Origin of the sequence: Actinomadura darangshiensis, from assembly GCF_004349235.1 — a bacterium.
Taxonomy (GTDB): Bacteria; Actinomycetota; Actinomycetes; order Streptosporangiales; family Streptosporangiaceae; genus Spirillospora; species Spirillospora darangshiensis.
This window is the reverse complement of the sequence record NZ_SMKY01000009.1, coordinates 15,946-36,780: the sequence shown is the minus strand read 5'-3', so window position 1 is coordinate 36,780 and position 20,835 is coordinate 15,946. Positions and strand designations below refer to the sequence as shown.

Annotated in this window: 18 protein-coding genes; 5 read left to right on the top strand and 13 right to left on the bottom strand. The window is 72.6% G+C overall.

Annotated elements, in window-relative coordinates; translation table 11 throughout:
• Nucleotides 1–19 precede the first annotated feature (19 nt).
• The 8 genes from E1293_RS03775 to metG form a co-directional block, all read right to left on the bottom strand.
• Nucleotides 20–238 carry a hypothetical protein gene (locus tag E1293_RS03775; RefSeq protein ID WP_132193812.1) on the bottom strand — a complete coding sequence of 73 codons (219 nt, stop codon included), beginning with the start codon at nucleotides 236–238 and terminating at the stop codon, nucleotides 20–22.
• Between the two features lie 9 nt (nucleotides 239–247).
• Nucleotides 248–388, bottom strand: coding sequence for a hypothetical protein (locus tag E1293_RS47260; protein ID WP_165978065.1), 141 nt, complete (start codon nucleotides 386–388; stop codon nucleotides 248–250).
• 144 nt (nucleotides 389–532) lie between these two features.
• Nucleotides 533–1,480, bottom strand: coding sequence for a 4-(cytidine 5'-diphospho)-2-C-methyl-D-erythritol kinase (locus E1293_RS03770; RefSeq protein ID WP_132193810.1), 948 nt, complete (start codon nucleotides 1,478–1,480; stop codon nucleotides 533–535).
• 50 nt (nucleotides 1,481–1,530) lie between these two features.
• The gene (locus E1293_RS03765) at nucleotides 1,531–2,631 is read right to left on the bottom strand and encodes a glycoside hydrolase family 26 protein (RefSeq protein WP_243715993.1); all 1,101 of its coding nucleotides are present in this window, start codon (nucleotides 2,629–2,631) and stop codon (nucleotides 1,531–1,533) included.
• A 51-nt stretch (nucleotides 2,632–2,682) separates the two neighbouring features.
• Nucleotides 2,683–3,564: a 16S rRNA (adenine(1518)-N(6)/adenine(1519)-N(6))-dimethyltransferase RsmA gene (rsmA, locus tag E1293_RS03760; RefSeq protein ID WP_132193808.1), complete on the bottom strand. Its 882-nt coding sequence runs from the start codon at nucleotides 3,562–3,564 to the stop codon at nucleotides 2,683–2,685.
• A gap of 108 nt (nucleotides 3,565–3,672) precedes the next feature.
• Nucleotides 3,673–4,509: a transglycosylase family protein gene (locus E1293_RS03755; protein WP_243715992.1), complete on the bottom strand. Its 837-nt coding sequence runs from the start codon at nucleotides 4,507–4,509 to the stop codon at nucleotides 3,673–3,675.
• Between the two features lie 134 nt (nucleotides 4,510–4,643).
• On the bottom strand, nucleotides 4,644–5,468 hold the full coding sequence (locus E1293_RS03750; protein WP_132193806.1) for a TatD family hydrolase: 825 nt from the start codon (nucleotides 5,466–5,468) through the stop codon (nucleotides 4,644–4,646).
• Nucleotides 5,465–7,258 carry a methionine--tRNA ligase gene (metG, locus tag E1293_RS03745; protein ID WP_132193804.1) on the bottom strand — a complete coding sequence of 598 codons (1,794 nt, stop codon included), beginning with the start codon at nucleotides 7,256–7,258 and terminating at the stop codon, nucleotides 5,465–5,467. The genes E1293_RS03750 and metG overlap by 4 nt, the downstream gene beginning before the upstream one ends.
• Nucleotides 7,259–7,314: 56 nt before the next feature.
• Between metG and E1293_RS03740 the strand changes: the two genes are divergently transcribed.
• Nucleotides 7,315–8,943, top strand: coding sequence for a glycosyltransferase family 39 protein (locus E1293_RS03740; protein WP_132193802.1), 1,629 nt, complete (start codon nucleotides 7,315–7,317; stop codon nucleotides 8,941–8,943).
• Between the two features lie 13 nt (nucleotides 8,944–8,956).
• On the opposite strand, the gene E1293_RS03735 is transcribed toward E1293_RS03740, so the two are convergent.
• Both E1293_RS03735 and E1293_RS03730 read right to left on the bottom strand, forming a co-directional pair.
• Nucleotides 8,957–10,765 (bottom strand): hypothetical protein, encoded by a 1,809-nt coding sequence (locus E1293_RS03735; RefSeq protein ID WP_132193800.1) that lies wholly within the window; start codon nucleotides 10,763–10,765, stop codon nucleotides 8,957–8,959.
• Between the two features lie 213 nt (nucleotides 10,766–10,978).
• A complete protein-coding gene (locus E1293_RS03730) occupies nucleotides 10,979–12,307 on the bottom strand; it encodes a glycosyltransferase family 2 protein (RefSeq protein ID WP_243715991.1) in 1,329 nt (442 codons plus the stop codon).
• Between the two features lie 298 nt (nucleotides 12,308–12,605).
• On the opposite strand from E1293_RS03730, the gene E1293_RS03725 reads away from it, so the two are divergent.
• Nucleotides 12,606–14,315 (top strand): glycosyltransferase family protein, encoded by a 1,710-nt coding sequence (locus tag E1293_RS03725; protein WP_243715990.1) that lies wholly within the window; start codon nucleotides 12,606–12,608, stop codon nucleotides 14,313–14,315.
• A gap of 12 nt (nucleotides 14,316–14,327) precedes the next feature.
• On the opposite strand, the gene E1293_RS03720 is transcribed toward E1293_RS03725, so the two are convergent.
• Both E1293_RS03720 and rsmI read right to left on the bottom strand, forming a co-directional pair.
• The gene (locus tag E1293_RS03720; RefSeq protein WP_132193798.1) at nucleotides 14,328–14,693 is read right to left on the bottom strand and encodes a hypothetical protein; all 366 of its coding nucleotides are present in this window, start codon (nucleotides 14,691–14,693) and stop codon (nucleotides 14,328–14,330) included.
• 73 nt (nucleotides 14,694–14,766) lie between these two features.
• Entirely contained in the window at nucleotides 14,767–15,612 is an 846-nt protein-coding gene (rsmI, locus tag E1293_RS03715; RefSeq protein WP_132193796.1) for a 16S rRNA (cytidine(1402)-2'-O)-methyltransferase, read from the bottom strand.
• A gap of 58 nt (nucleotides 15,613–15,670) precedes the next feature.
• Between rsmI and E1293_RS03710 the strand changes: the two genes are divergently transcribed.
• A complete protein-coding gene (locus tag E1293_RS03710) occupies nucleotides 15,671–17,359 on the top strand; it encodes a dolichyl-phosphate-mannose--protein mannosyltransferase (RefSeq protein ID WP_132193794.1) in 1,689 nt (562 codons plus the stop codon).
• 19 nt (nucleotides 17,360–17,378) lie between these two features.
• On the opposite strand, the gene E1293_RS03705 is transcribed toward E1293_RS03710, so the two are convergent.
• Nucleotides 17,379–18,593 carry an MFS transporter gene (locus E1293_RS03705; protein WP_243715989.1) on the bottom strand — a complete coding sequence of 405 codons (1,215 nt, stop codon included), beginning with the start codon at nucleotides 18,591–18,593 and terminating at the stop codon, nucleotides 17,379–17,381.
• Between the two features lie 109 nt (nucleotides 18,594–18,702).
• Between E1293_RS03705 and E1293_RS03700 the strand changes: the two genes are divergently transcribed.
• A complete protein-coding gene (locus E1293_RS03700) occupies nucleotides 18,703–19,704 on the top strand; it encodes a LacI family DNA-binding transcriptional regulator (protein ID WP_132193792.1) in 1,002 nt (333 codons plus the stop codon).
• A gap of 36 nt (nucleotides 19,705–19,740) precedes the next feature.
• Nucleotides 19,741–20,775, top strand: coding sequence for a magnesium transporter CorA family protein (locus E1293_RS03695; RefSeq protein ID WP_132193790.1), 1,035 nt, complete (start codon nucleotides 19,741–19,743; stop codon nucleotides 20,773–20,775).
• The last annotated feature ends 60 nt before the right edge of the window (nucleotides 20,776–20,835 follow it).

The following is a 20,835-nucleotide window of genomic DNA, read 5'->3' as shown; positions in this document are numbered from 1 at the left end:
CCCCGTGCGGCGCCGCTCGTCACGCTCCCGGCGGACCCGGCTGATACGGCGGGCCCGGCTGGTGCGGCGGCAGCTCCTGCTGGTACGGCGGGCCCGGCGGGTATCCGCCCTGCGGCGGGTACGCCGGCGGCCCGGCGGTGCGCTTGCGGGAGCTCGTGACGGCGATCACGACGATCCCACCGCCGACGAAGACCGCGAGGACCACGATCACGACGAGGAGGAGGAGCAGCACGCTCATGGGGGGAGCCTAGTGGCCGCCCGCTTCGCCGGAGACGACCCTTTCGGGCGCGTTGCGGCGCAGGGCCCGGTCGCGGCGGACGGCGAGCAGGGCGAGCGTCACCATCATGACGAGCGCCATGATGCCCAGCAGCCCGGACAGATACGTCATCGCTCCACCTCGCCGGATGAATCAGTGCCGGATGAATCGACGCCGGAGGGATTCGGTGTCACGAGTAGATGACGCGCAGTGCAGGCGGAAGGTTGGCTTGTGTGACGGAAGCAGCTACCGCGACGCTCTTATAGTCCTGTGACGTCAGAGCACTGTGGCGCCGGAGACAGGCCCCTGGGCGCGGACGATCTGCTCGGCGACGCCGGCGCCGTGCAGGGCGTCCGCGAGGCCGGCGGCGTCCTCGGCCGTCTCGGCGAGGAACGCGCAGGTCGGCCCGGAGCCGGAGACGACCGCGCCGATCGCGCCGAGGTCGCGCCCGGCGTCGATGGTGCGGCGCAGCGCCGGGCGCAGCGACAGCGCGGCCGGCTGCAGGTCGTTGGACAGCGCGGCGCCGAGGCCCTTGGCGTCGCCGGTGGCGAGCGCGGTCATCAGCCCCTCCGACACCGCCGGCCAGGCGGCCTCCTCCCCCGCGTCCAGCCGGAGCCGGTCGCACTCGCCGTAGACGGCGGGCGTGGACAGGCCGCCGTCGGCGGTGGCGAACACCCAGTGGAAGGTTCCGCGGGTGAGGGCGGGGGTGAGCCGCTCGCCGCGTCCGACGCCGACGGCCGTGCCCCCGAGGACGGCGAACGGGACGTCGCTGCCGAGGTCGGCGCCGAGGTCCATCAGGTCGTCGCGGGCGAGGACGGGCTGCTCGCGGTCGTCCCAGAGGCGGGCGCAGGCGACCAGCGCGGCGGCGGCGTCGGCGCTGCCGCCCGCCATGCCGCCCGCGACCGGGATGGCCTTGCGGATCCTCAGCCGGACGGCCGGTTCCACGCCGAGCCGCGCGGCGACGAGCCGGGCAGCGCGGGCGGCGAGGTTGTCGGTGCCGGTGGGGACGCCGTCGATCGCCACGCGCGAGTGCGGGGCCGCCTGGACGCGCACCTCCAGCCGCTCGGCGGGCTCGGCCGTCACCTCATCGCACAGGGACACGGCGTGGAAGACGTTGACGAGGTCGTGGTAGCCGTCGTCGCGGATCGGCCCGACGCCGAGTTGGAGGTTCACCTTGGCGGGGACCCGTACCGTCACTGCGTTCACCTGCGAAACCCTACGCATGAAAGCTGTTGCCGGGGGGTTTGGGGGGTCGTCCCCCCAAAATGACACTGTCAACCCCCGCTGGTCACGGGGAGGTTGCGGGGGTTGAAGTAGGGGGTCGTGGCGAGCTCGCGGAGCGCGGAGGTCGCGTGCTTGTCGCCGGTGACCGAGTAGGCGCGCCGCCTGTCGCGGGCGTTGGCGGCCTGCTCGTCGGAGTTGAAGTAGACGACGGCCTTGACCTGCGGGTCCTGGAGGGTCTTGGCGGCCTCGCGGAGCCATTCGGCGCGGCGCGGGCCGTAGGCCTTCGGCACCCCGAACTCGGCGATCATGATGGGCTTGTGGTGGCCCCGCGCCCACTGCATGAACAGCTTCACCGCCTCCGACAGGTCGCGGTAGTCGTAGTCGCCGCCGGGTTCGGCGTCCGCGCAGATCCAGTCGACCTGGTCGTCGCCGGGGTAGTAGGAGCCGGCGTCCGCGCCGCTGAAGCCGCGGGCGGTGGGGCACCACACCCAGGCGACGTTGTCGACCTTCTCCCGCTCGAAGATCTCCCGCAGGTGCTTCCAGGCGGCGGTGAAGTCGCCGGCCGAGTGGACGCGCTTGCGGCCGGACGACTTGTCCATGTCCCGCGACCAGCGCAGGAAGACGGGCTTGCCGAGGGCCTTGACGGCGCGGGCGCGCCGCGCGATGAGGTCGTCGTACTTCCCTTGGACGATCTCGCGGGTGTCGGCGCCGCCCCAGGTCAGCAGCAGGTAGCGGTTGCCGCCGGCGACGGACTTCTCCAGCCCGCCGGGGAACTCGGTCTTCCAGCCGCGGTAGCTCTGCACGATGTCGAGCTGCCGGCCGAGCCGCTGCTCGAAGCCGACGACGGGTGCCATGCCGGGCTTGCCGGCGTCCTTCCCGGACGGCGAGGCGGTCGCAGACGCGGATTCGGACGGGGACTGCGACGGGGACGGCCCGCCGGCGCCGTCCTCGGGCACCCACGCCCCGAAGTAGGCGCCCTTGTCCGGCGGGACCGGCGCGACGCCCGCCCGCGCCGTCGTGGTGATCTTCGGTGCCGCGCCCGCGCCGTCCCCGCAGCCCGCGGCCATCGTCGCGATCATGCCGGCGACCGCGAGGAGCGCCGTCCCCGCGATCGGCAACCCGGCCCGCGCCGTCCGCGAACGCGCCTTCACATCGACCTCCGGCTCGTACTGATGCTGTGGCCCCCCGTGGGAGCAGCTCGCCTAGGGGGTTGGGGGGTGATCTCCCCGGCGTGAAGGACCATACTCGGCAATCCGGGCGAAGGCGGCCACGTCCAGCGCTTCGCCGCGGGCGCGCGGATCGACGCCGGCGGCGCGCAGCGCGTCCTCGGCGGCGGCCGCGGACCCGGCCCAGCCCGCGAGCGCGGCGCGCAGCGTCTTGCGGCGCTGCGCGAACGCGGCGTCGACCACGGCGAACACCTCCTGGCGGGACGCGGCGGTCGGCGGCGGGTCGCCGCGGGTGAAGGCGACGAGCCCGGAGTCGACGTTCGGCGCGGGCCAGAACACGGCGCGGCCCACGGCCCCCGCCCTGCGGGCGTTCCCGTACCAGGCGAGCTTCACCGACGGCACCCCGTAGATGCGGCCGCCGGGCGAGGCCGTCATCCGGTCGGCGACCTCGGCCTGCACCATGACCAGGGCGCTCCGAAGCGACGGCAGCGTCGCGAGCAGATGCAGGACGACCGGGACGGCGACGTTGTAGGGCAGGTTCGCGACGAGCGCCGTCGGGGCCGGCCCCGGCACGTGTGTGATCTTCATCGCGTCGGCGCGCACGACCTCGAGGCGTCCGGCGAGGCCGGGCTCGCGCGCGGCGGCCGTGGCGGGCAGCTCCGCGGCGAGCGCCGGGTCGATCTCCACGGCGACGACGCGCCGCGCCTCCGGCAGCAGCGCGAGCGTGAGCGACCCCAGCCCCGGGCCCACCTCGATGACGACGTCGTCCGGGGACAGCCCGGCCGCCCGGACGATCCGCCGCACGGTGTTGCCGTCGATGACGAAGTTCTGCCCGAGCGTCTTGGTCGGCCTGATGCCGAGCCGTCCCGCCAGCTCCCGCACGTCGGCCGCCCCGAGCAGCCCCCTGTTATCCCCCACGTCGCAATTGTCTCCTGTAATTCTGGGGGGCGACCCCCAGGCCCCCGTACAACGGCGACCGGCCGTCGTCTTCCACTCCGCCGGCGCTCCGTTCCAGACGCCGGCCGGTCAGGAGAACAGGAACTTCCCGCAGTTGGGCCACTGGCCCTGCCAGCGGCCGTTCACGCGCTTGTAGAGGAGCTGCGCGCGGTAGGTCTGCTCGGCGGCGCTGGCGTCGGACGGCCTGCCCTTCCCGCCGACCGTCGACCACGACGCCATCGAGAACTGGTAGAGGCCGTAGTACCCGGCCGAGTTCACGGCCTTCGGGTTGTTGTGGGACTCGCAGTTGGCGAGCCCGTGCCAGTTCAGCCGCGTCACCGAGCCGCTGTTGGCCGCCTTCGGGCCGATCGCGAGGATCCGCGCGACCGGCTTGCGCGTCACCTTCTGCGCGATGACCCGCTTGACCTTCTTGCCCTTGCGGCGGACGTAGGCCACCTTCACGACCTTGAGGCCGGCGCGGCCCTTGCGCAGCTCCTTCTCGCTCCACGGCGGGACCTTCGAGCTCTTCTTGCGGACCGTCGGCGCGGGCGTCTTCACGACCTTGGTCACCGGGTCGGACAGCAGCCGCAGGATCTTGATGACGTCCCCGGCGGGCTGGTCGGCGGCCGGCTTGACCAGGTCGTGCGGCCCGAGCGCGACCTTCGCCCCGGCCAGGACCTGCTGGACGGTCGTGCCCGTCGTCATCGTCTCGGTCTTGTGCTTGTCGACCACGATGACGACCTTGCGCGGCGCGGGCGCGCTCGTGCGGGGCGCGTCCGCGACGGCGCCGGACTTGGCGCCGCCCGATCCGTCCCCGCCGCACGCCGACGCCAGCATCACCGCGGCCAGCAGGGCGGCGGAGGGCGCGAGCGCGCGGCGCACGGGTTTCCAGGGCGCGGGCTTCCAAGGCATGGGGTTCCAAGGCATGGGGGGTCCTCCGGGAGGCCGGGCTCGGGGGCGCCCGTCAAAGGCCAGAGATTAGAGCCCCCGGCCGTCCGCCGCCACCTCAACGCCCACACAGGTCCCCGTGGGGGGATACCTCCCCATCGGGCCCGGACGGCTCACCAGGGGCCGAAGGCGCGCTCCCCGTTCGCGGCGATCGCGGCGCACAGGTCGGCCACGTCCACGCCCTTGACCTCGGCCATCGCGCGGACGGTGTGCGGGATCAGGTACGAGGCGTTCGGCTTGCCGCGGTGCTGGATCGGCGTCAGGAACGGCGCGTCGGTCTCCACGAGGAGCAGGTCGAGCGGCGCCGCCCGCAGCGCGTCCCGCAGCGGCTCGGCGTTCTTGAACGTGACGTTCCCGGCGAAGCTCATCAGGTAGCCGTGCTCAGCGCAGACCTCGGCCATCGCGGCGTCGCCGGAGTAGCAGTGGAAGACGACCCTGTCGGGCGCGCCCTCCTCCGCCAGGATCGCGAGGACGTCGTCGTGGGCCTCCCGGTCGTGGACGACCAGGGCCTTGCCGGTGCGCTTGGCGATCTCGATGTGGCCGCGGAAGGCGCGGTGCTGGTCGTCCTTCGGCGCCCAGTCGCGGTAGTAGTCCAGGCCCGTCTCGCCGATCGCGCGGACCTTCGGGTGCGCGGCCAGGCGCTCGATGTCGGTGAGGACGTCGGCGGAGATCCGCGTCGTCTCGTTCGGGTGGATCGCCACCGCCGCGTACACGTCGTCGAACTCGTCCGCGGCGTCCACGGCGAACCGCGACGACGGCAGGTCGCAGCCGATCGTCACGATCCGCGTGATCCCCGCGGCCTTCGCCGACTTGAGCTGCTCGTCCACCGGCGTGTCGACGATGTCGAGGTGGCAGTGGCTGTCGAAGACGTCGACGGGCAGGCGCTCGGGCAACGGCGGGTACGACCGTGAGGCCTGCCCGTCCTCGTCTCGACTCACGTGTTCTCCAGCCTGGCGAGCTCCTCGTCCACCACGGACGTGTCGAGCTTCTTGAACAGCGGCGTCGGCTTGACCAGCGGCACGCCCGGCTTGATCGGCGTGGACTCCCAGCGCGCCTCGGTCGCGTAGTCACCGGTGAGGATGCGGTAGTCGGGCCCGCCGTCCTCCGACACCGTCGTCAGCTCCGGCATGCCGCTCCACACGCCCTGCCCGCCGAGCATCTCGTAAACCTTCTGGGACGAGTTCGGCAGGAACGGCGTCAGCAGCGTCTTGGCGTCGTCGACGACCTGCAGCGCGGTGTGCAGGATCGACTTGACGCGCTCGGGGTCGTCCTTCAGCTTCCAGGGCGCCTGGTCGGACAGGTACCGGTTGGCGTCGCGGACGACGTCCAGCGCCTCGGTGATCGAGTTCTTGAACCGGGACCGGCCGAGCTCGGCGCCCACGGCCGCGAACGCGTTGCGGCTGCGCTCCATCAGCGCCCGGTCGGCGTCGGTGAGGTCGCCGGCCTCCGGGACCGAGCCGAAGTTCTTCGCCGCCATGTTCACCGACCGGTTCACGAGGTTGCCCCAGGCGGCGACCAGCTCGTCGTTGTTGCGGCGGACGAACTCCGACCACGTGAAGTCGGTGTCCTGGTTCTCCGGCCCGGCGACCGCGACGTAGTACCGCAGGGCGTCGACGTCGTAGCGCTCCAGGAAGTCCTTCACGTAGATGACGACCTGCCGGGACGAGGAGAACTTCTTGCCCTCCATCGTCAGGAACTCCGACGACACGACCTCCGTCGGGACGTTCAGCGCGCCCATGGACCCCGGCGTGCCGCCCTTGTCGCCCTGGCCGCTGTAACCGAGCAGCATCGCCGGCCAGATCTCGGCGTGGAAGACGATGTTGTCCTTGCCCATGAAGTAGTAGGACAGGGCCTCCGGGTCCTGCCACCAGGCGCGCCACGCCTCCGGGTCGCCGGTGCGCCGCGCCCACTCCACCGACGCCGAGAAGTAGCCGACGACCGCGTCGAACCACACGTACAGCTTCTTGGCCGGGTTGTCGCGCCAGCCGTCCAGCGGGATCGGGACGCCCCAGTCGAGGTCGCGGCTGATCGCGCGGGGCTGCATGTCGTCGAGCAGGTTCAGCGCGAACTTCAGCACGTTCGGCCGCCATTGGCCCTGGTTGCCGCGCAGGTACCGGCCGAGGACCTCGGTGAACGCGGGCAGGTCGAGCATGAAGTGCTCGGTCTCCACGAACTTCGGCGTCTCGCCGTTGATCTTCGACACCGGGTTGATCAGATCGATCGGGTCGAGCTGGTTGCCGCAGTTGTCGCACTGGTCGCCGCGCGCGCCGTCGTAGCCGCAGATGGGGCAGGTGCCCTCGATGTAGCGGTCCGGGAGCGTCCGGCCGGTGGACGGGGAGATCGCGCCCATCGTCTTCCGCGGGAAGATGTAGCCGTTGTCGTACAGGCCCTTGAAGACCTCCTGGACGACCGCGTAGTGGTTCAGCGTCGTCGTCCGGGTGAACAGGTCGTAGGACATGCCGAGGCCGTGCAGGTCCTCGGCGATCACCGAGCTGTACCGGTCGGCCAGCTCGCGGGCGCTCACGCCCTCCTTGTCGGCCTGCACCTGGATCGGGGTGCCGTGCTCGTCGGTGCCGCTGACCATCAGGACCTTGCTGCCCGCCATCCGCTGGTAGCGGCTGAACATGTCGGCGGGCAGCGCGAAACCGGAGACGTGCCCGATGTGACGGGGCCCGTTGGCGTACGGCCATGCGGGCGCGGTCAAGATATGACGGCTTGACGAGGACATGGAATCAAGGGTAGTCGCGTCACGACGCCCCCGGCACGCGAGTAACGTTGTCCGCCATGGCCCAGACCACCTCCGACCAGCCGACCGCCGACCGGGCCGTCACCGGTGGCGAGCCGGCTTCCGGGCCGTCCCGGGCCCTGCCCGGCCGGGTGGCCGCCAGGGTGCGCCGGGTGCGCCGGGTCGTGTGGCTGTCGCTGCTGGTCGCGGCGTCCGCGGTGCTCGCCCAGTGGGTCACCATGACGCCGCCGCTGTACTTCGACCCGTACTACGTGTGGCTCGCCGCCCGCGACTGGCCCGACATCCCGCTCGGCCAGTGGCCGTTCGACGAGGTCCCGCACCAGGTCACCCGGATCGGGCTCGTCCTGCCGGCGCGGCTCGTCCAAGAGGTCCTCGGGGACGGCCAGGCCGCCTACTTCGTCGTCGCCGGGGCCGGCGGGATCGCGTTCTTCGTCGGGGCCTACCTGGTCGTCCGCTCCCTGTTCGGGGACGTGGCGGGCGTCGCGTCCGCGGCGATCCTGCTGATCCACCCGTTCTTCACGATGACGAACCCGTTCGGCCACGAGATCACCTGGTCGACCGGGGTGATGCTGCCGGACATGCCGGGCGCCGGGCTCTTCACGATCGGCATGGCGGGCCTCGTCGTCGCGAGCCGCAGGACCGGCCGGGCGCAGACCCGGATGCTGCTGGCCGCCGGGGTGTTCCTCGGCACGTCGTTCCTCGTCCGCGAGTTCCTGGCGTTCCTGTTCCTCCCGATCCCCGCCTACCTGGCGCTGCTGCGCATCCCGTGGCGGCGCAACGTCACGGTCGGGGCGCCGATGCTGGCGATCCTCGTCCTGAACTTCGTCCACAACCAGCTGGTGTGGGGCAGCCCCCTGGCCGGGCTCGCGTCGGCGGCCGAGCACGGCGGCCAGTCCCGCGACTACGTGACCCGGGAGCTCGCCGCCCGCTCGTTCCTGCGCGCGATGCACGACTGGACCCCGCTCGGCCTCGTCTTCACCGCCGCACTGGCCCTCACGATCGTCGGCTGGGCCGTCACCCGCGACCGGCGGCTCGCGCTGGTCCTCGTGTGGTTCTTCACCCTCGCCGTCCCGCTGACGCTGTTCTCCGGCGTCCTCGACCCGAACAGCATCTCGCTGCGCGCCTGGCTCCAGCGGTACTGGTTCGCGGTGCTGCCCGCGCTGCTCGCCGGCGGGTTCGGATCGCTCATCCTGATGTTCCGGATGGTGCCGTCCGACCTCGTGTCGCGGCTGCGGCTGAAGACCGTCGTGGTGCCCGCCCTCGCGGTCGTGCTCGGAGGGACGTACACGGTCGCCGCGGTCCGCGCCGTCCCCGACCTGCCGCGCGACAAGGCGTGGAACGAGCTGCGCGGCTACCTCGGCGGCCACCGCGGCATCACGCTGATCTGCGCCGACCGGCGGCTCGCGCAGACCCTCACTTTCTACACCCGCGACATGTGGGGCGACCCGGTCTGGCGCGGCGAGATCCGCGACTTCCCGCACTACATGCAGCAGATCCCGCGCAACGCGATGGAGGGCCCGATGCTCTACACGCGCTGGCGCGGCATGGAGTCGCAGATCGCCGGCGGCTGGCGCCCGGACCCCGCCCAGGGCTGGACGCTGCTGTGGCGCTCGTCCGACGGGATCCTGCAACTCTGGAACCCGCCGCCCCTGCCGCCGGAGAACTAGCGGGCCCCCGGGACTAGCGGGTCCAGGCGACCCAGTCGCCTTCGACGGTGCGGCGGCTGTCGGCGACGTGCCAGCCGGGCGGGGCGCCCTTCGGCCACGACGCGGTGGCGGGCTTGTCCTTCGGCCACGCCAGGACGACCAGGTCGGCGTCCTGCGGCGGGGCCGTCCAGCGGGAGTCGAAGACGCTGCCGTCGCTCCACCAGGCCCAGTAGTACTGCGAGAGCCGGATCGTCCACCAGATGTTCCAGTCGACGGCGATGGACCGCTGCTTCGACAGGTCGACGCTGCCGCGCAGATCGGTGTGCGCGGTCTCGGCGCGCACCAGCGGCTGCGCGATCCGGTCGGTGGCGGTGGCGCACATGCCGACCGCGACGACGGCCAGCAGGCCCGCCAGCAGCGGGGGGCCGTGACCGCGCAACTGGACGGCCGCCACCGTCAGCGCGAGCAGCAGGAGGCCGGTCAGCGTGGCGTGCCAGAGGCGGAACGACGTCCAGTCCCAGGTGAGGAACGACGTCTCCGGGAAGTCGTAGGCCGTGTAGGTGTACTGGTGGAGCAGGTCGCCCGCGTACCACTGGACGACGCACGCGGCGATGACCGCGAGGACGGCCGCGGCGCCCGCCGCCAGCAGCAGCGTCCGCCGCGCGGCGCGCACCAGGACGGCGACGCCCACCATGAACAGCACCGGCGTCACGCAGGCGAGGTAGCGGCCGTACACGTAGTTGCCGATGCGGTACTCGACCGGCAGCGCCGCCGACGTCGCGAACGCGATCCCGGCGACGATGGTGAGGACGGCGAGCGCCAGCGCCCGCGTCCGCCCGGCCGTGCCCCTGCGGACGGCGAAGAACGCCACCGCGATGAGGCCGATCGCCGCGACGCCGCCGCTCGCGACGGCCTGGTACCAGACCTGGCCGGTGCCGAGCGACAGCATCCAGCCCCAGCCGTCGGGCGAGGTGAGGCGCTTGACGACGTTGCCGCCGAGGTCGTTGTCGCCGCTCGGGTACATGTGCGGCAGCAGCGACCGGTTCAGCAGCATCCCCGCGCCCGTCGCGGCGGCGAGGACGAGCGCCGCGCCGGACGCCGACCGCCACGACCGCCACCGGCGCACCATCGCGAGCCCGACCAGCGCCGCGTGCACGACCAGCAGGATCGCGCCGCGCGTGTGGCAGGCGTAGGCGTACGCGGCGAGCAGCGACGCGCCCGTCCCGCTCAGCGCCACCCGGACGGACGCGCGGCGCGCGGCGGGCGGCGGGGCGGTCAGCCACGCGTGCGCGAGCAGCAGCCAGCCGACGAGGATGACCGGCAGGACGGCGTCGGTCAGCGCGAACTCGGAGTAGAACAGGACGCACGGCAGCAGCGCCGTCACGTGCGCGAAGACGTAGGACCAGCGGCGCCGCACCCGCAGCCGGCGCAGCAGCAGGAAGGCCAGCGGCAGCATCGCCGCGCTGACCAGCGCGTTGATCACCAGGACGGCGCGGTACACCCCGACCGGGCCGCCGCCGAACCAGAACGCGGGCGTCAGCAGCAGCGGGTACCCGCCGCGGTACACCGTGCCGAACGACATGTCCGCGTCAGGACCGCCGGTCAGGACGCGGGCGGCGAACAGGTAGCCGGACTCGTCCGGCGTCGCCACCGGCACCGTCTGCCCCGACCCGAGCCACAGCCGGAGCGCGACCTGCGCGGCCCAGCCGAGCACGAACAGCCACGCCCAGCGGCGGCGGTTCGGCCGGGGCCCGGCGGCATACCGGTCCGCCGGCGCGACCGGCGGCCGCGTGACGGCCGTACGGGCGGGCGGCCGGGAGTCCGGCGGCGTCCGCATGCTCATCGCGGCACGGCGCGCCGGGCGCGGTCGGTCGGGAAACGGAGATCCATCGACGGTCAAGCCTGTCACAGTGCGGCCGGGGCACCGGCCCCCGGCCCGGGAACGCTCAGCGACTTCTGCGGTTTGGGCACGATCCGTCCGGGCGTCATTTCACATCGTGACGAACTCCGGGCATGCCGGGACGGATGCCGCGCGCCGGGGTGCGGGCGCGGCCGGTCAGCTCTCGGACGCGTCCTCGCCGGCGCCGCCGCTCTCGGTGGTCTTCCCGGCGGCCACCCTGCCGGCCTCCGGCTTCTCCGCCTCCGCGGCATCGCCCTTGGCGGCGCCGCTCTTGGCGACCTTGTGCGCCTCGGCGTCCACGACGCCCGCGGCCTCCTCGGCCGGGTCGGTGAGCGGCGGGTGCTGGCGGCGGCGGATGCCGAGGATGCTGACGAACAGCGAGGCGAAGATGGCCTGGAAGCTCATCACGAGCGCGGTCGCGGCGGGCACGACGATGCGCAGCGAGTGCCGCGGGTCGAGTTCGCCGAAGCTGTTGACGCGCCAGTGCAGCAGCGAGGCGACGAGGCCGCCGAGGCCGGCGACGGCGAGCACCCCGCCGATCAGCAGGCCGCGCTCCAGGCTCCACCAGTCGATGATCTTCTGGACCCGGCGGTCGTGCGGCAGGAATCCCTCCTGCATCGCGTAGACCTTCGTGAGCAGCGCGAACAGCACCGCCTGGAAGCCGATGACCAGCGCGGCGGACGCGCCGACCAGCGTGTCGACGTCGAAGGCGATCTCCCCGACGGTGACCGGGCCGGTCGACAGCGCGATCCCGGCCAGCAGGCCGAGAGTCATGAAGACCAATCCGGGGATAAGGAACAGCCAGCGGGGGCTGAAGAGCATGAGGAAGCGGAGATGACGCCAACCGTCACGCCAGGTGTTGAGGTGCGGGGCCCGGGTCCGCCCGTCCGGGGACAGGGTGGTCGGGACCTCGCGGATGTCGTAGCCGTGCAGGGTCGCCTTGACGACCATCTCGCTGGCGAACTCCATGCCGCCGGTCTGCAGGCCGAGCCGCAGGATGGCGTCCTTGTTGAAGGCGCGCAGCCCGCAGTGGAAGTCGCCGATCTTGCTGCCGAAGAACAGCCGGCCGACGAAGCTGAGCACCGGGTTGCCGAGGTAGCGGTGCAGCGGCGGCATGGCGCCCTCGGCGATGCCGCCCTTGAACCGGTTGCCCATCACGAGGTCGGCGCCGCCGCGCAGCTCGTCCAGGAACGGGCCGAGGGTGGCGAAGTCGTAGGAGTCGTCGGCGTCGCCCATCGCGACGTACTTGCCGCGCGCGGCGCGGATGCCGCCCATCAAGGCGTTGCCGTAGCCCTTGTCGATCACCGGGACGACTCGCGCGCCCGCGTCCCGGGCGAGCTGCTGGCTGCCGTCGGTGCTGCCGTTGTCGGCGATGACGACCTCGCCGTCGATGCCCTTGTCCTCGAAGAACCCGATCGTCTTGCGGACGCAGGTCTCGACCGTCTCGGCCTCGTTCAGACATGGCATCACTACGGAGAGTTCCACACGATCTCCTTCGTTACCCCTGGTGGCGTCGTTACCTCGAGTGACCCGCTGCGGTGTTTTCCACTAATCTCAGTTGTTCCGCACGGCGGCCCGTCGTCGTTCATGATGCCTGCCGGGGACGGGTGATGATGGCCGCTCTCGTCAAGAGCACCCGTATCGTGTTGCCCACTTGCAACCGAAAAACCCTCTCCGCCACGGTCGCGGGCGGCAGGCTAGGACGTCAAGCATACGGGCACGGCGGCCCGGAAGGGGTGGGTCGGCTGTGACGCGCGTCGTGGGAGGAAAGGGAGGTCCGGCAGTGGCGGGGGAATCGCCGCGGGACACCGCGCTCGACGAGGCGGCGCACGGCGGCACGGCCGTGGCCACGGCCGGCGCGGCCGGGCCGGCGGGCGACACGCCCGACGGGGCGGCGACCGCCCCGGATTCGGGCACGGCCGTTAAGGACCATCCGGAATCGGCTGATAAGTCCGGCCCGGAATCCGACACGCCGGATGGGGACACCGCCGAGGCCGGCGGCAGGCGGCGGGCCCGCGGCCTGTGGACGCTGGCGCGCCGGCACCCGGCGTTCAGTGTGATCATTGCCACAGCCGCGCTGCTCCGGCTCGTCGCGATGCTCGGCTACCAGCCGGTGATGTTCTTCAACGACAGCTTCGACTACCTGAACGTCGCGATGGACCCGTACCCGCACCCGCTGCGGCCGGACGGGTACTCGTTCCTGCTGGTCCTGCTCAGGCCCTTCCACAGCTTCGCGCTCGTCGCGGCGGTCCAGCACCTCATGGGCCTCGGCATGGGCGTGATGATCTACGCCCTGCTGCGCCGCAAGTTCCGGCTGCCCGGCTGGGGCGCGGCGCTCGCGTCCGCCCCGGTCCTGCTGGACGCCTACCAGCTGCAGCTGGAGCACCTGGTCCTGTCGGACACGATGTTCACCTTCCTGGTGATGTGCGCGGTCACGCTGCTGCTGTGGCACGACCGCCCGACCTGGAAGATCGCCGCGGCGGTCGGGCTCATCGTCGGGCTGGCCTGGCTGACCCGGTCGGTCGGCATGCCGGTGCTGCTCGGCGTGCTGGCGTACATGCTGATCCGGCGCAGCGGCTGGCGGCTGATGGCGGTCACGCTGACCGCGTGCATGCTGCCGGTGCTGATGTACATGGGCTGGTACAAGGCCGACAGCGACAAGTTCGCCATCACCGAGAGCAACGGCATCTTCCTGTACGCACGGGTGTACAAGTTCGCCGACTGCCACCAGATGAAGAACCTGCCGGTCAGCGAGTACCCGCTGTGCACCGAGCCCGCGAACCGGCTGCCCAACTCCCAGGACGGCATCTGGAACGCCCGCTCCCCGCTCAACCGCTACACCGGCACCCGGTTCAGCGCCGACAACAACGCGCTCGGCAACGACTTCGCCAAGCGGGCGATCATCGCGCAGCCGCTCGACTACCTCCAGGTCGTCGCGCACGACTTCTTCCGCGTCTTCCGGTGGGACCGCACGGTGTTCCCCGACCCGGCGACGTACTCGCAGTACGAGTTCGAGAAGAAGAGCAGGCCGCTGCCCGACTGGCACATGCCGGGCGGCGGGACGGCGGCGCAGGACGCCAAGGGCTACGAGCACGGCAACGCCCGCACCCAGGTCGTGGAGCCGTTCGCCGGGGCCGCCCGCGGCTACCAGGACGTCGTCTACCTCCGCGGGACGATGGTCGGCGGCATCCTGCTGCTCGGCCTGGCCGGGCTGGTCCCGCTGTGGCGGCGGTTCGGCGGCGAGGCGCTGCTGCCGTGGACGCTCGCGACCGGGCTGCTGCTGGCGCCGGCCGCGACCGCCGAGTTCGACTACCGGTACGTGCTGCCCGCCGTCCCGCTCGCGGCTCTCGCCGCCGGGATCGCGTTCCGGCCTGAGGCCCGCGCGGCGGCGGCCGGCTGGACCCGCCGCCTCACCGGACGCGGCCGCGTCGGGGCGCCCGAGGACGCCCGGGAGAGCGAGGACGCTCCGGAGAGCCCGAAGGTCCCCGCCTGACCGGCAGCGGCTTTACCAGGCGTGCATCCGGCGGAGGTGGAACACCATCGCCACGTCGCTGCCGCTGCGCGCCTTCGGGATCTCGCCCTCCTTGCCGCGCATCGCGGACAGCGCCTTGACGTTCTGGCTCCCGCACACGGGGCAGGAGCGGTCCATCCAGGGCGTCGTGCACGGCTGGCCGCTCCGCTCGTAGACGACCGCCTGGTTGCCGTGCCCGTCGCCGAAGTGCCGGACCTCGAACTCCTCGTCCCACGTCGTCGCACAGCTCAGGCACTCGAAGACCCACACCTCGTGGTTCGACCACTCGTCCTGCACGGCACTCACCCCCTCGGCGGCCGTCTGGCGCGTCTGCTTCCATGGTGACCTCGCCGTCTCCATCCTGCTCCGCGCGGAGAGCCACCGATCGGGTTATGCCCAGAAAGAACTGGTTGGACCGGTCCGATGCCGGTGACTATTTCCTGGCCTTGACAACGGCGTCGTAAACAAAGCGTTTAGGCGTGCCGTTCTCCTTGGCGACCTCCGCGATGGCCTGCTTGCGGGGCGTGCCGGCCTCCTCGCGGACCGCGACCGCCGCCGCCAGGTCGGCCGGGTCCGACAGGCCCTCCGGCTCCGGCGCGCCTCCGACGACCAGCGTGATCTCGCCCAGCACGCCGGGCTCGGCCCACGCGGCGAGGTCGGCCAGCGTCCCGCGCCGGACCTCCTCGTAGGTCTTGGTCAGCTCGCGGCACACCGCGGCGGGACGGTCCGCGCCGAACGCGTCCGCCATCGCCGCGAGGGTGGCGGGCAGCCGGCGCGGCGACTCGAAGAACACCAGCGTGCGCGGCTCGCCGGCCAGCGCGGCCAGCCGCCGGGACCGCTCGCCCGGCTTGCGCGGCGGGAACCCCTCGAAGCAGAACCGGTCGGTGGGCAGGCCCGACACCGCCAGCGCGGCCGTGACGGCGGACGGACCGGGCAGCACCGTGACCTCGACGCCCGCGGCGACGGCCGCCACGACGAGCCGGTACCCGGGGTCCGACACGCCCGGCATGCCCGCGTCGGTGATGACGAGGACGTCCCGTCCGGCGAGCAGCTCCGCCACCAGCCCGGCCGCCCGCGCCCGCTCGTTCAGGTCGTTGTAGGACACGACGCGCGCCGCGATCTCCACGCCGAGGTCGCCCGCCAGCCGCCGCAGCCGCCGGGTGTCCTCGGCCGCGATCACCGGCGCGGCGGCCAGCGCGCTCCGCAGCCGTCCGGACGCGTCCTCGACCCGCCCGATCGGCGCCCCGGCAAGCAGCAAGGTCCCCGTCACGCGGGCCATCCTCCCATCTCACCGGCGGCGCGGTGGCGCCGCGCACGGGCGCCCGTACACTCGCCCCATGGCGACGACGGATCTGGCTTCCGCCCCGACCATCACGTCCAGGCGCCGGACGCCCTCGCTCCGGGAGTGGCTCGCCCCCGCGGTGCCGGGGAGCTCGCTGCTGTCCTGGCTGGGGCCGCTGCTGGTCACGGCGCTGGCCGCGTACCTGCGGTTCGACCGGCTGGGGACGCCGAAGGCGGTGGTGTTCGACGAGACCTACTACGCCAAGGACGCGCTCGCGCTGCTGAAGTTCGGCTGGGAGCACAACACCGTCGAGAACGCCGACAAGATGCTCATCGCCGATCCGGACGCCCACATCTGGGGCAGCGGGCCCTCGTTCGTCGCGCATCCGCCGTTCGGCAAATGGATGATCGCGATCGGCGAGTGGATGTTCGGCGCGACGCCGTTCGGCTGGCGGTTCATGCCCGCACTGGCCGGGACGCTGTCGGTGCTGATCCTGTGCCGGCTCGCGCGCCGGATGACGGGCTCGACGCTGCTCGGCTGCACCGCCGGGCTGCTGCTAGCGCTGGACGGCCTGGCGTTCGTGACCAGCCGGGCCGCGCTGCTGGACGTCTTCGTCATGTTCTGGATCCTGGCCGGGTTCGCGTGCCTGGTGAACGACCGGGACCGGTCCAGACGCACCCTCGCCGAGAAGATCGAGCGCGGCGAGACCTCGGTGTACGGGCCGTTCCTCGCGCACGGCTGGCGGTGGGGCGCGGGCGTCTGCCTCGGCCTGGCCTGCGCCACCAAGTGGACGGGGATCTTCTACCTCGCCGCGTTCGGGGTGATGGTCGTCCTGTGGGACTTCGGCGCCCGCCGCGCCGCCGGGGTGCGGTCCCCGTTCACGGGCACGATGCTGCTGGAGGCCGTCCCGGCGTTCGTGCAGCTCGTCGTGGTGGGCCTGGTCACCTACCTGGCGACCTGGTGGGGGTGGATCTTCAAGCCGGGCGGCTGGGGACGCGGCACGGTGTCCGGCGACCCCCTGTGGCGCCCGTTCGAGGCGATGCCGAACCTGTGGCACTACCACGCGGAGATGCTCCACTTCCATACCGGCCTGGACGCCAAGCACCCGTACCAGTCGTGGCCGTGGGACTGGCCGATCCTGCGCCGCCCGGTCGCGTTCTTCTACACCGAGCCGAAGAACGCGTGCGGCGGGGCGTCCCGCTGCTCGCGGGAGATCCTCGGGATCGGGACGCCCGCGCTGTGGTGGGGCGCGCTGGTCGCGCTGATCGTCGTGGTGTTCCTCTGGCTGATCCTGCGGGACTGGCGGGCCGGGGCGATCCTGCTCGGCTTCCTCGCGGGCTGGCTGACCTGGTTCCCGTCGGCGTTCGGCGAGCGGACGATGTTCCTGTTCTACGCGACGCCGCTGATCCCGTTCATGGTGCTGGCGGTCGTCCTGGTCCTGGGCTATCTGATAGGTCCCGCGCCCGCCTGGGGGGCGGGCGCGCACGCGGCGCCGCCCGGTGAGAGCGGCTACGAGGAGACCTCCCCGTCCGCCGGCGACCCGCCGACGGAGGCGTCGCCCGGGGCGCACGCGCCGGTGCCGGTGCCGGGGGCGGGCATCCGGCGGCTGGTCGGCGCCGCGGCCGCCGGGGCGTTCGTCCTGGTGGTGCTGGCGAACTTCGCGTACTTCTATCCGATCCTGTCCGCGCAGACGCTCCCGTACGACGAGTGGCACAACCGGATCTGGTTCCAGTCCTGGGTGTGACGCCCGGCCGGAGGCAGGGCTAGGCGGCGTACTCGGCGGTGACGGCCGGGGCGGGACGCAGCGTCCGGGCGCCGAGCAGGCACAGGAGCAGGGCGAGGACGCCGCCGGCCCCCGCGCCCGCGAACGCGCCCGGGACGCCGGCGACGTCCTGCCCGAAACCGGAGACGAAGGAGCCGAGCGACCCGCCCGCGCCGATGGCCGCGACGACCCACGCGAACGCCTCGGTGACGGTCCCGGCGGGCGCGAGGCGGTCGACGAGGGTGAAGCTGCACGCCAGCACGGGGGCGAGGGAGACGCCGGAGACGAACGCGAGCACCGACATGGCGGGCAGCCCCGGCGCGAGGACGAGCGGGACGTATCCGGCGGCGAGCGCGGCGAGCAGCCAGGGCAGCCGGTGGTGCGCCTCGCCCGCCCACGACCGGGCGCCGTAGACGATCCCGCCGGCGAGGGCGCCGCCCGCCATGCACGCCAGCAGCAGCCCGGACGCGAGGTCGCTGCCCTGCTCCTCGGCGTAGGCGACGACGGCGACGGCGTAGACGCCGAGCGCGATCCCGGCGAAGGCGAGCGACAGCAGCAGGACGCGCAGGCCGGAGGAGCGCAGCGGCCCGGCCCAGTCGGCGGCGCGCGGCGCGCCCCGCCACCTGCGGGACGGCCCGGACAGCGCGACGACGAGCGTCCCGGCGATGCCGAGCGCGCCGGTGAGCAGCAGCGCCGTCTCGGTGTTCGCGACGGCCGCGGCGACGACGAGCAGCGGGCCGACGGTGAAGAGGATCTCCTGGGCGGCGGCGTCCAGCGCGTAGGCGGCGTCGACCTGCTCGGGGCCGTCCAGGACGTCCGGCCAGAGCGCGCGCAGCCCGGCCTCCAGCGGCGGGGTGGCGAACCCGGCGACGAACACGGCGGCGACGGACACCGGGAGCGGGTCGGCGCCGACGGCGGCGAGCAGCGCGAACCCGGCGGCGGCGGTGCAGGCGGCGGGCAGCAGGACGCGCGGCTGGCCGAGCCGGTCCATGGTGCGGCCGAGGACGGGCTGCCCGGCGGCGGTCGCCAGCCCGAAGATCGCGGCGAGCGTCCCGGCGAGGGGGTAGCCGCCGTCGTCGGCCCGGATGTGCAGCACGACGGCGAGCATGCCCATCCCGTTGGGCAGCCGGCCGAGGAGCGTGCCGCCGAGCAGCCGCCCCGCGTACGGCCGGCGCAGGAAGACGACATAGCCCCGCATCGATCGGCCCCCGAACATCCCGTCATACGTAGTACCCGACCGGTCATACGTACCACTTCCGGACCCTTCGGCTCTAGTCTGATTTCGTACCTGATTTCACACCGAGGGTCCGTCCAGGGAGGCACCGGTGCCGGCGGTCAGCCGTCCGACCAGCAAGGACGTGGCCCACGAGGCCGGGGTCTCGCAGTCCACGGTCTCGCTCGTGCTGGGCGGCAAATGGAACGGGCGCGTCTCCCCCGCCACGGTCCGCAGCGTGCGCAGCGCCGCCGAGCGGCTCGGCTACCGGCCCAACCAGGCGGCCCGCAACCTGCGCCTCGGCACGACCCGGACCGTCCTGCTGATGGTCCCGACCCTGTCCGCGCCGTTCTTCGGCCCCGTCTACACGGGCGCGGCGCGGGTCGCGTCCCAGCACGGCTTCGGTGTCGTGGTCTCGACCTGGCCGGACGACGCGGCCGGCCCCGCCGACGGCCCGTTCGCGGCGCCCCAGGAGGCGATCGACGGCATCCTCGCGTCCTCGATGGCCGTGGAGGCGCTCGGCGAGTTCCGGGGCACGCCCGCCGTGATGCTCGACAGCGGCCCCGACGGCGCCATTCCCACGGTCGACTTCGGCGTGGCCGACGGGATGCGCGCGATCGCCGGGCACCTCACCGGGCTCGGCCACCGCCGGATCGGGCACGTGGCCGCGGGCGTGGACCAGTGGACGTTCCACGCCCGCGCCGCCGCGCTCGCCGCCGTCGTCGCGGACCTGCCCGGCGGCGTGCTGACCCGCGCCGACTGCGCGATCGACGTCACGGCCGCGAAGGACGCCGCCACCCGGCTGCTCACCGCCGCCGACCCGCCGACCGCGCTGGTCTGCGACGACGACCTGATCGCGGCGGGCGCCTACAAGGCGGCGCGGGCGCTCGGCCTGGACATCCCGTCCGACCTGTCGGTCACCGGGTTCGACGACGTCCTGCTGGCGACGGCGCTGGAACCGGAGCTGACGACCGTCCGGCTGCCGGCCGGGGAACTCGGCGCGCAGGGCATGACGGCGCTCCTCGACCTGCTCGCCGGCCACCACCCCGCCCCCCGCGTCCTGCCCGGCGAACTCGTCGTCCGCGGCTCGACCACCACCCCGCGCACCGGCTGACCTCATTTCCGATTCAAGCGGGGTATAGGAGGGCGCATGGGATCCCATCCGTCCGAAACCGATGTCGAAGGTGAGCCGGGGAACCGGATCGGCAGTGCGCCACCGCGGACCCGGGCTTGGCGCGGCGGCAAGATCGAGGCACAGGGCTTCCCGGTCGCGAAGGTGAGCGACTACCTGGCGCGCCCGGACGTCGTCGTCTGGCTCGACCTGTGCGGCCCGCGCCACGAGGACCTGCGCGTCATCAGCGACGAGCTGGGCCTCGACCCCGTCGCCGTGGAGGACGCCGTCTCCCGGCACGAGCGGGCGAAGCTCGACCGCTACGACGGGTACGCGTTCCTCAACGTCTACGTCCCGCAAGTGGACGACGGCGAGCTGGTCATGCACGAGGTTTCGGCGTTCCTCACCGAGCGCGCCATCGTCACGGTCCGGCAGGACCGCGGGTTCGACGTCGACGCCCTGATCCGGCGCTGGGACGAGAGCCCCGACGCCGGGCTCGGCGAGCCGAACGCCGCGTTCCTCCTCTACGGGATGCTCGACCTGGTCGTCGATCTGCAACTGGAGGCCGTCCAGGCGCTCGACGACGAGGCCGACGCGGTCGAGGACCTGGTCTTCGACGACGTGTTCCCGGTCAAGGAGATCCAGCGCCGCAGCTACCGGCTGCGCAAGAACCTGGCCGCGCTGCGCCGGGTCGCGGTGCCGATGCGGGAGGTGCTCAACACGCTGCTGCGCCGCGACCTGCGGGTCGTCCCGGCGCCGCTCGTCCCGTACTTCCAGGACGTCTACGACCACACGCTGCGCGTCGCCGAATGGACGGACGGCCTGCGCGACCTGATCGCCGACCTGCTCGACACGCGGCTAGCGCTGCAGAGCAACCGGATGAACGAGGTGATGAAGAAGGTCACCAGCTGGGCGGCGATCATCGCGGTGCCGACCGCGGTCACCGGGTTCTACGGGCAGAACGTCCCGTATCCGGGGTTCTCCGCGCACTCCGGCTTCATCGTCAGCACGGTCGTCATCGTGGTCTGCAGCGTCGGGCTCTACCTGATCTTCAAGCGGCGCAACTGGTTGTGACAGCCCAATCAGACGAGGTCAAAGCCGATAAATATGCGAACGAATATCATCTGGCGCCCG

What these genes read in the sequence shown, in the direction of transcription:
- E1293_RS47260 (WP_165978065.1), bottom strand. Translation starts at nt 388, where the DNA reads ATGACGTATCTGTCCGGGCTGCTGGGCATCATGGCGCTCGTCATGATG.
- E1293_RS03720 (WP_132193798.1), bottom strand. Translation starts at nt 14,693, where the DNA reads ATGGAGACGGCGAGGTCACCATGGAAGCAGACGCGCCAGACGGCCGCC.
- E1293_RS03770 (WP_132193810.1), bottom strand. Translation starts at nt 1,480, where the DNA reads ATGCGTAGGGTTTCGCAGGTGAACGCAGTGACGGTACGGGTCCCCGCC.
- metG (WP_132193804.1), bottom strand. Translation starts at nt 7,258, where the DNA reads ATGTCCTCGTCAAGCCGTCATATCTTGACCGCGCCCGCATGGCCGTAC.
- E1293_RS03735 (WP_132193800.1), bottom strand. Translation starts at nt 10,765, where the DNA reads ATGAGCATGCGGACGCCGCCGGACTCCCGGCCGCCCGCCCGTACGGCC.
- E1293_RS03775 (WP_132193812.1), bottom strand. Translation starts at nt 238, where the DNA reads ATGAGCGTGCTGCTCCTCCTCCTCGTCGTGATCGTGGTCCTCGCGGTC.
- E1293_RS03705 (WP_243715989.1), bottom strand. Translation starts at nt 18,593, where the DNA reads ATGTTCGGGGGCCGATCGATGCGGGGCTATGTCGTCTTCCTGCGCCGG.
- E1293_RS03740 (WP_132193802.1), top strand. Translation starts at nt 7,315, where the DNA reads ATGGCCCAGACCACCTCCGACCAGCCGACCGCCGACCGGGCCGTCACC.
- rsmI (WP_132193796.1), bottom strand. Translation starts at nt 15,612, where the DNA reads ATGGCCCGCGTGACGGGGACCTTGCTGCTTGCCGGGGCGCCGATCGGG.
- E1293_RS03755 (WP_243715992.1), bottom strand. Translation starts at nt 4,509, where the DNA reads ATGCCTTGGAACCCCATGCCTTGGAAGCCCGCGCCCTGGAAACCCGTG.
- E1293_RS03710 (WP_132193794.1), top strand. Translation starts at nt 15,671, where the DNA reads ATGGCGACGACGGATCTGGCTTCCGCCCCGACCATCACGTCCAGGCGC.
- E1293_RS03695 (WP_132193790.1), top strand. Translation starts at nt 19,741, where the DNA reads ATGGGATCCCATCCGTCCGAAACCGATGTCGAAGGTGAGCCGGGGAAC.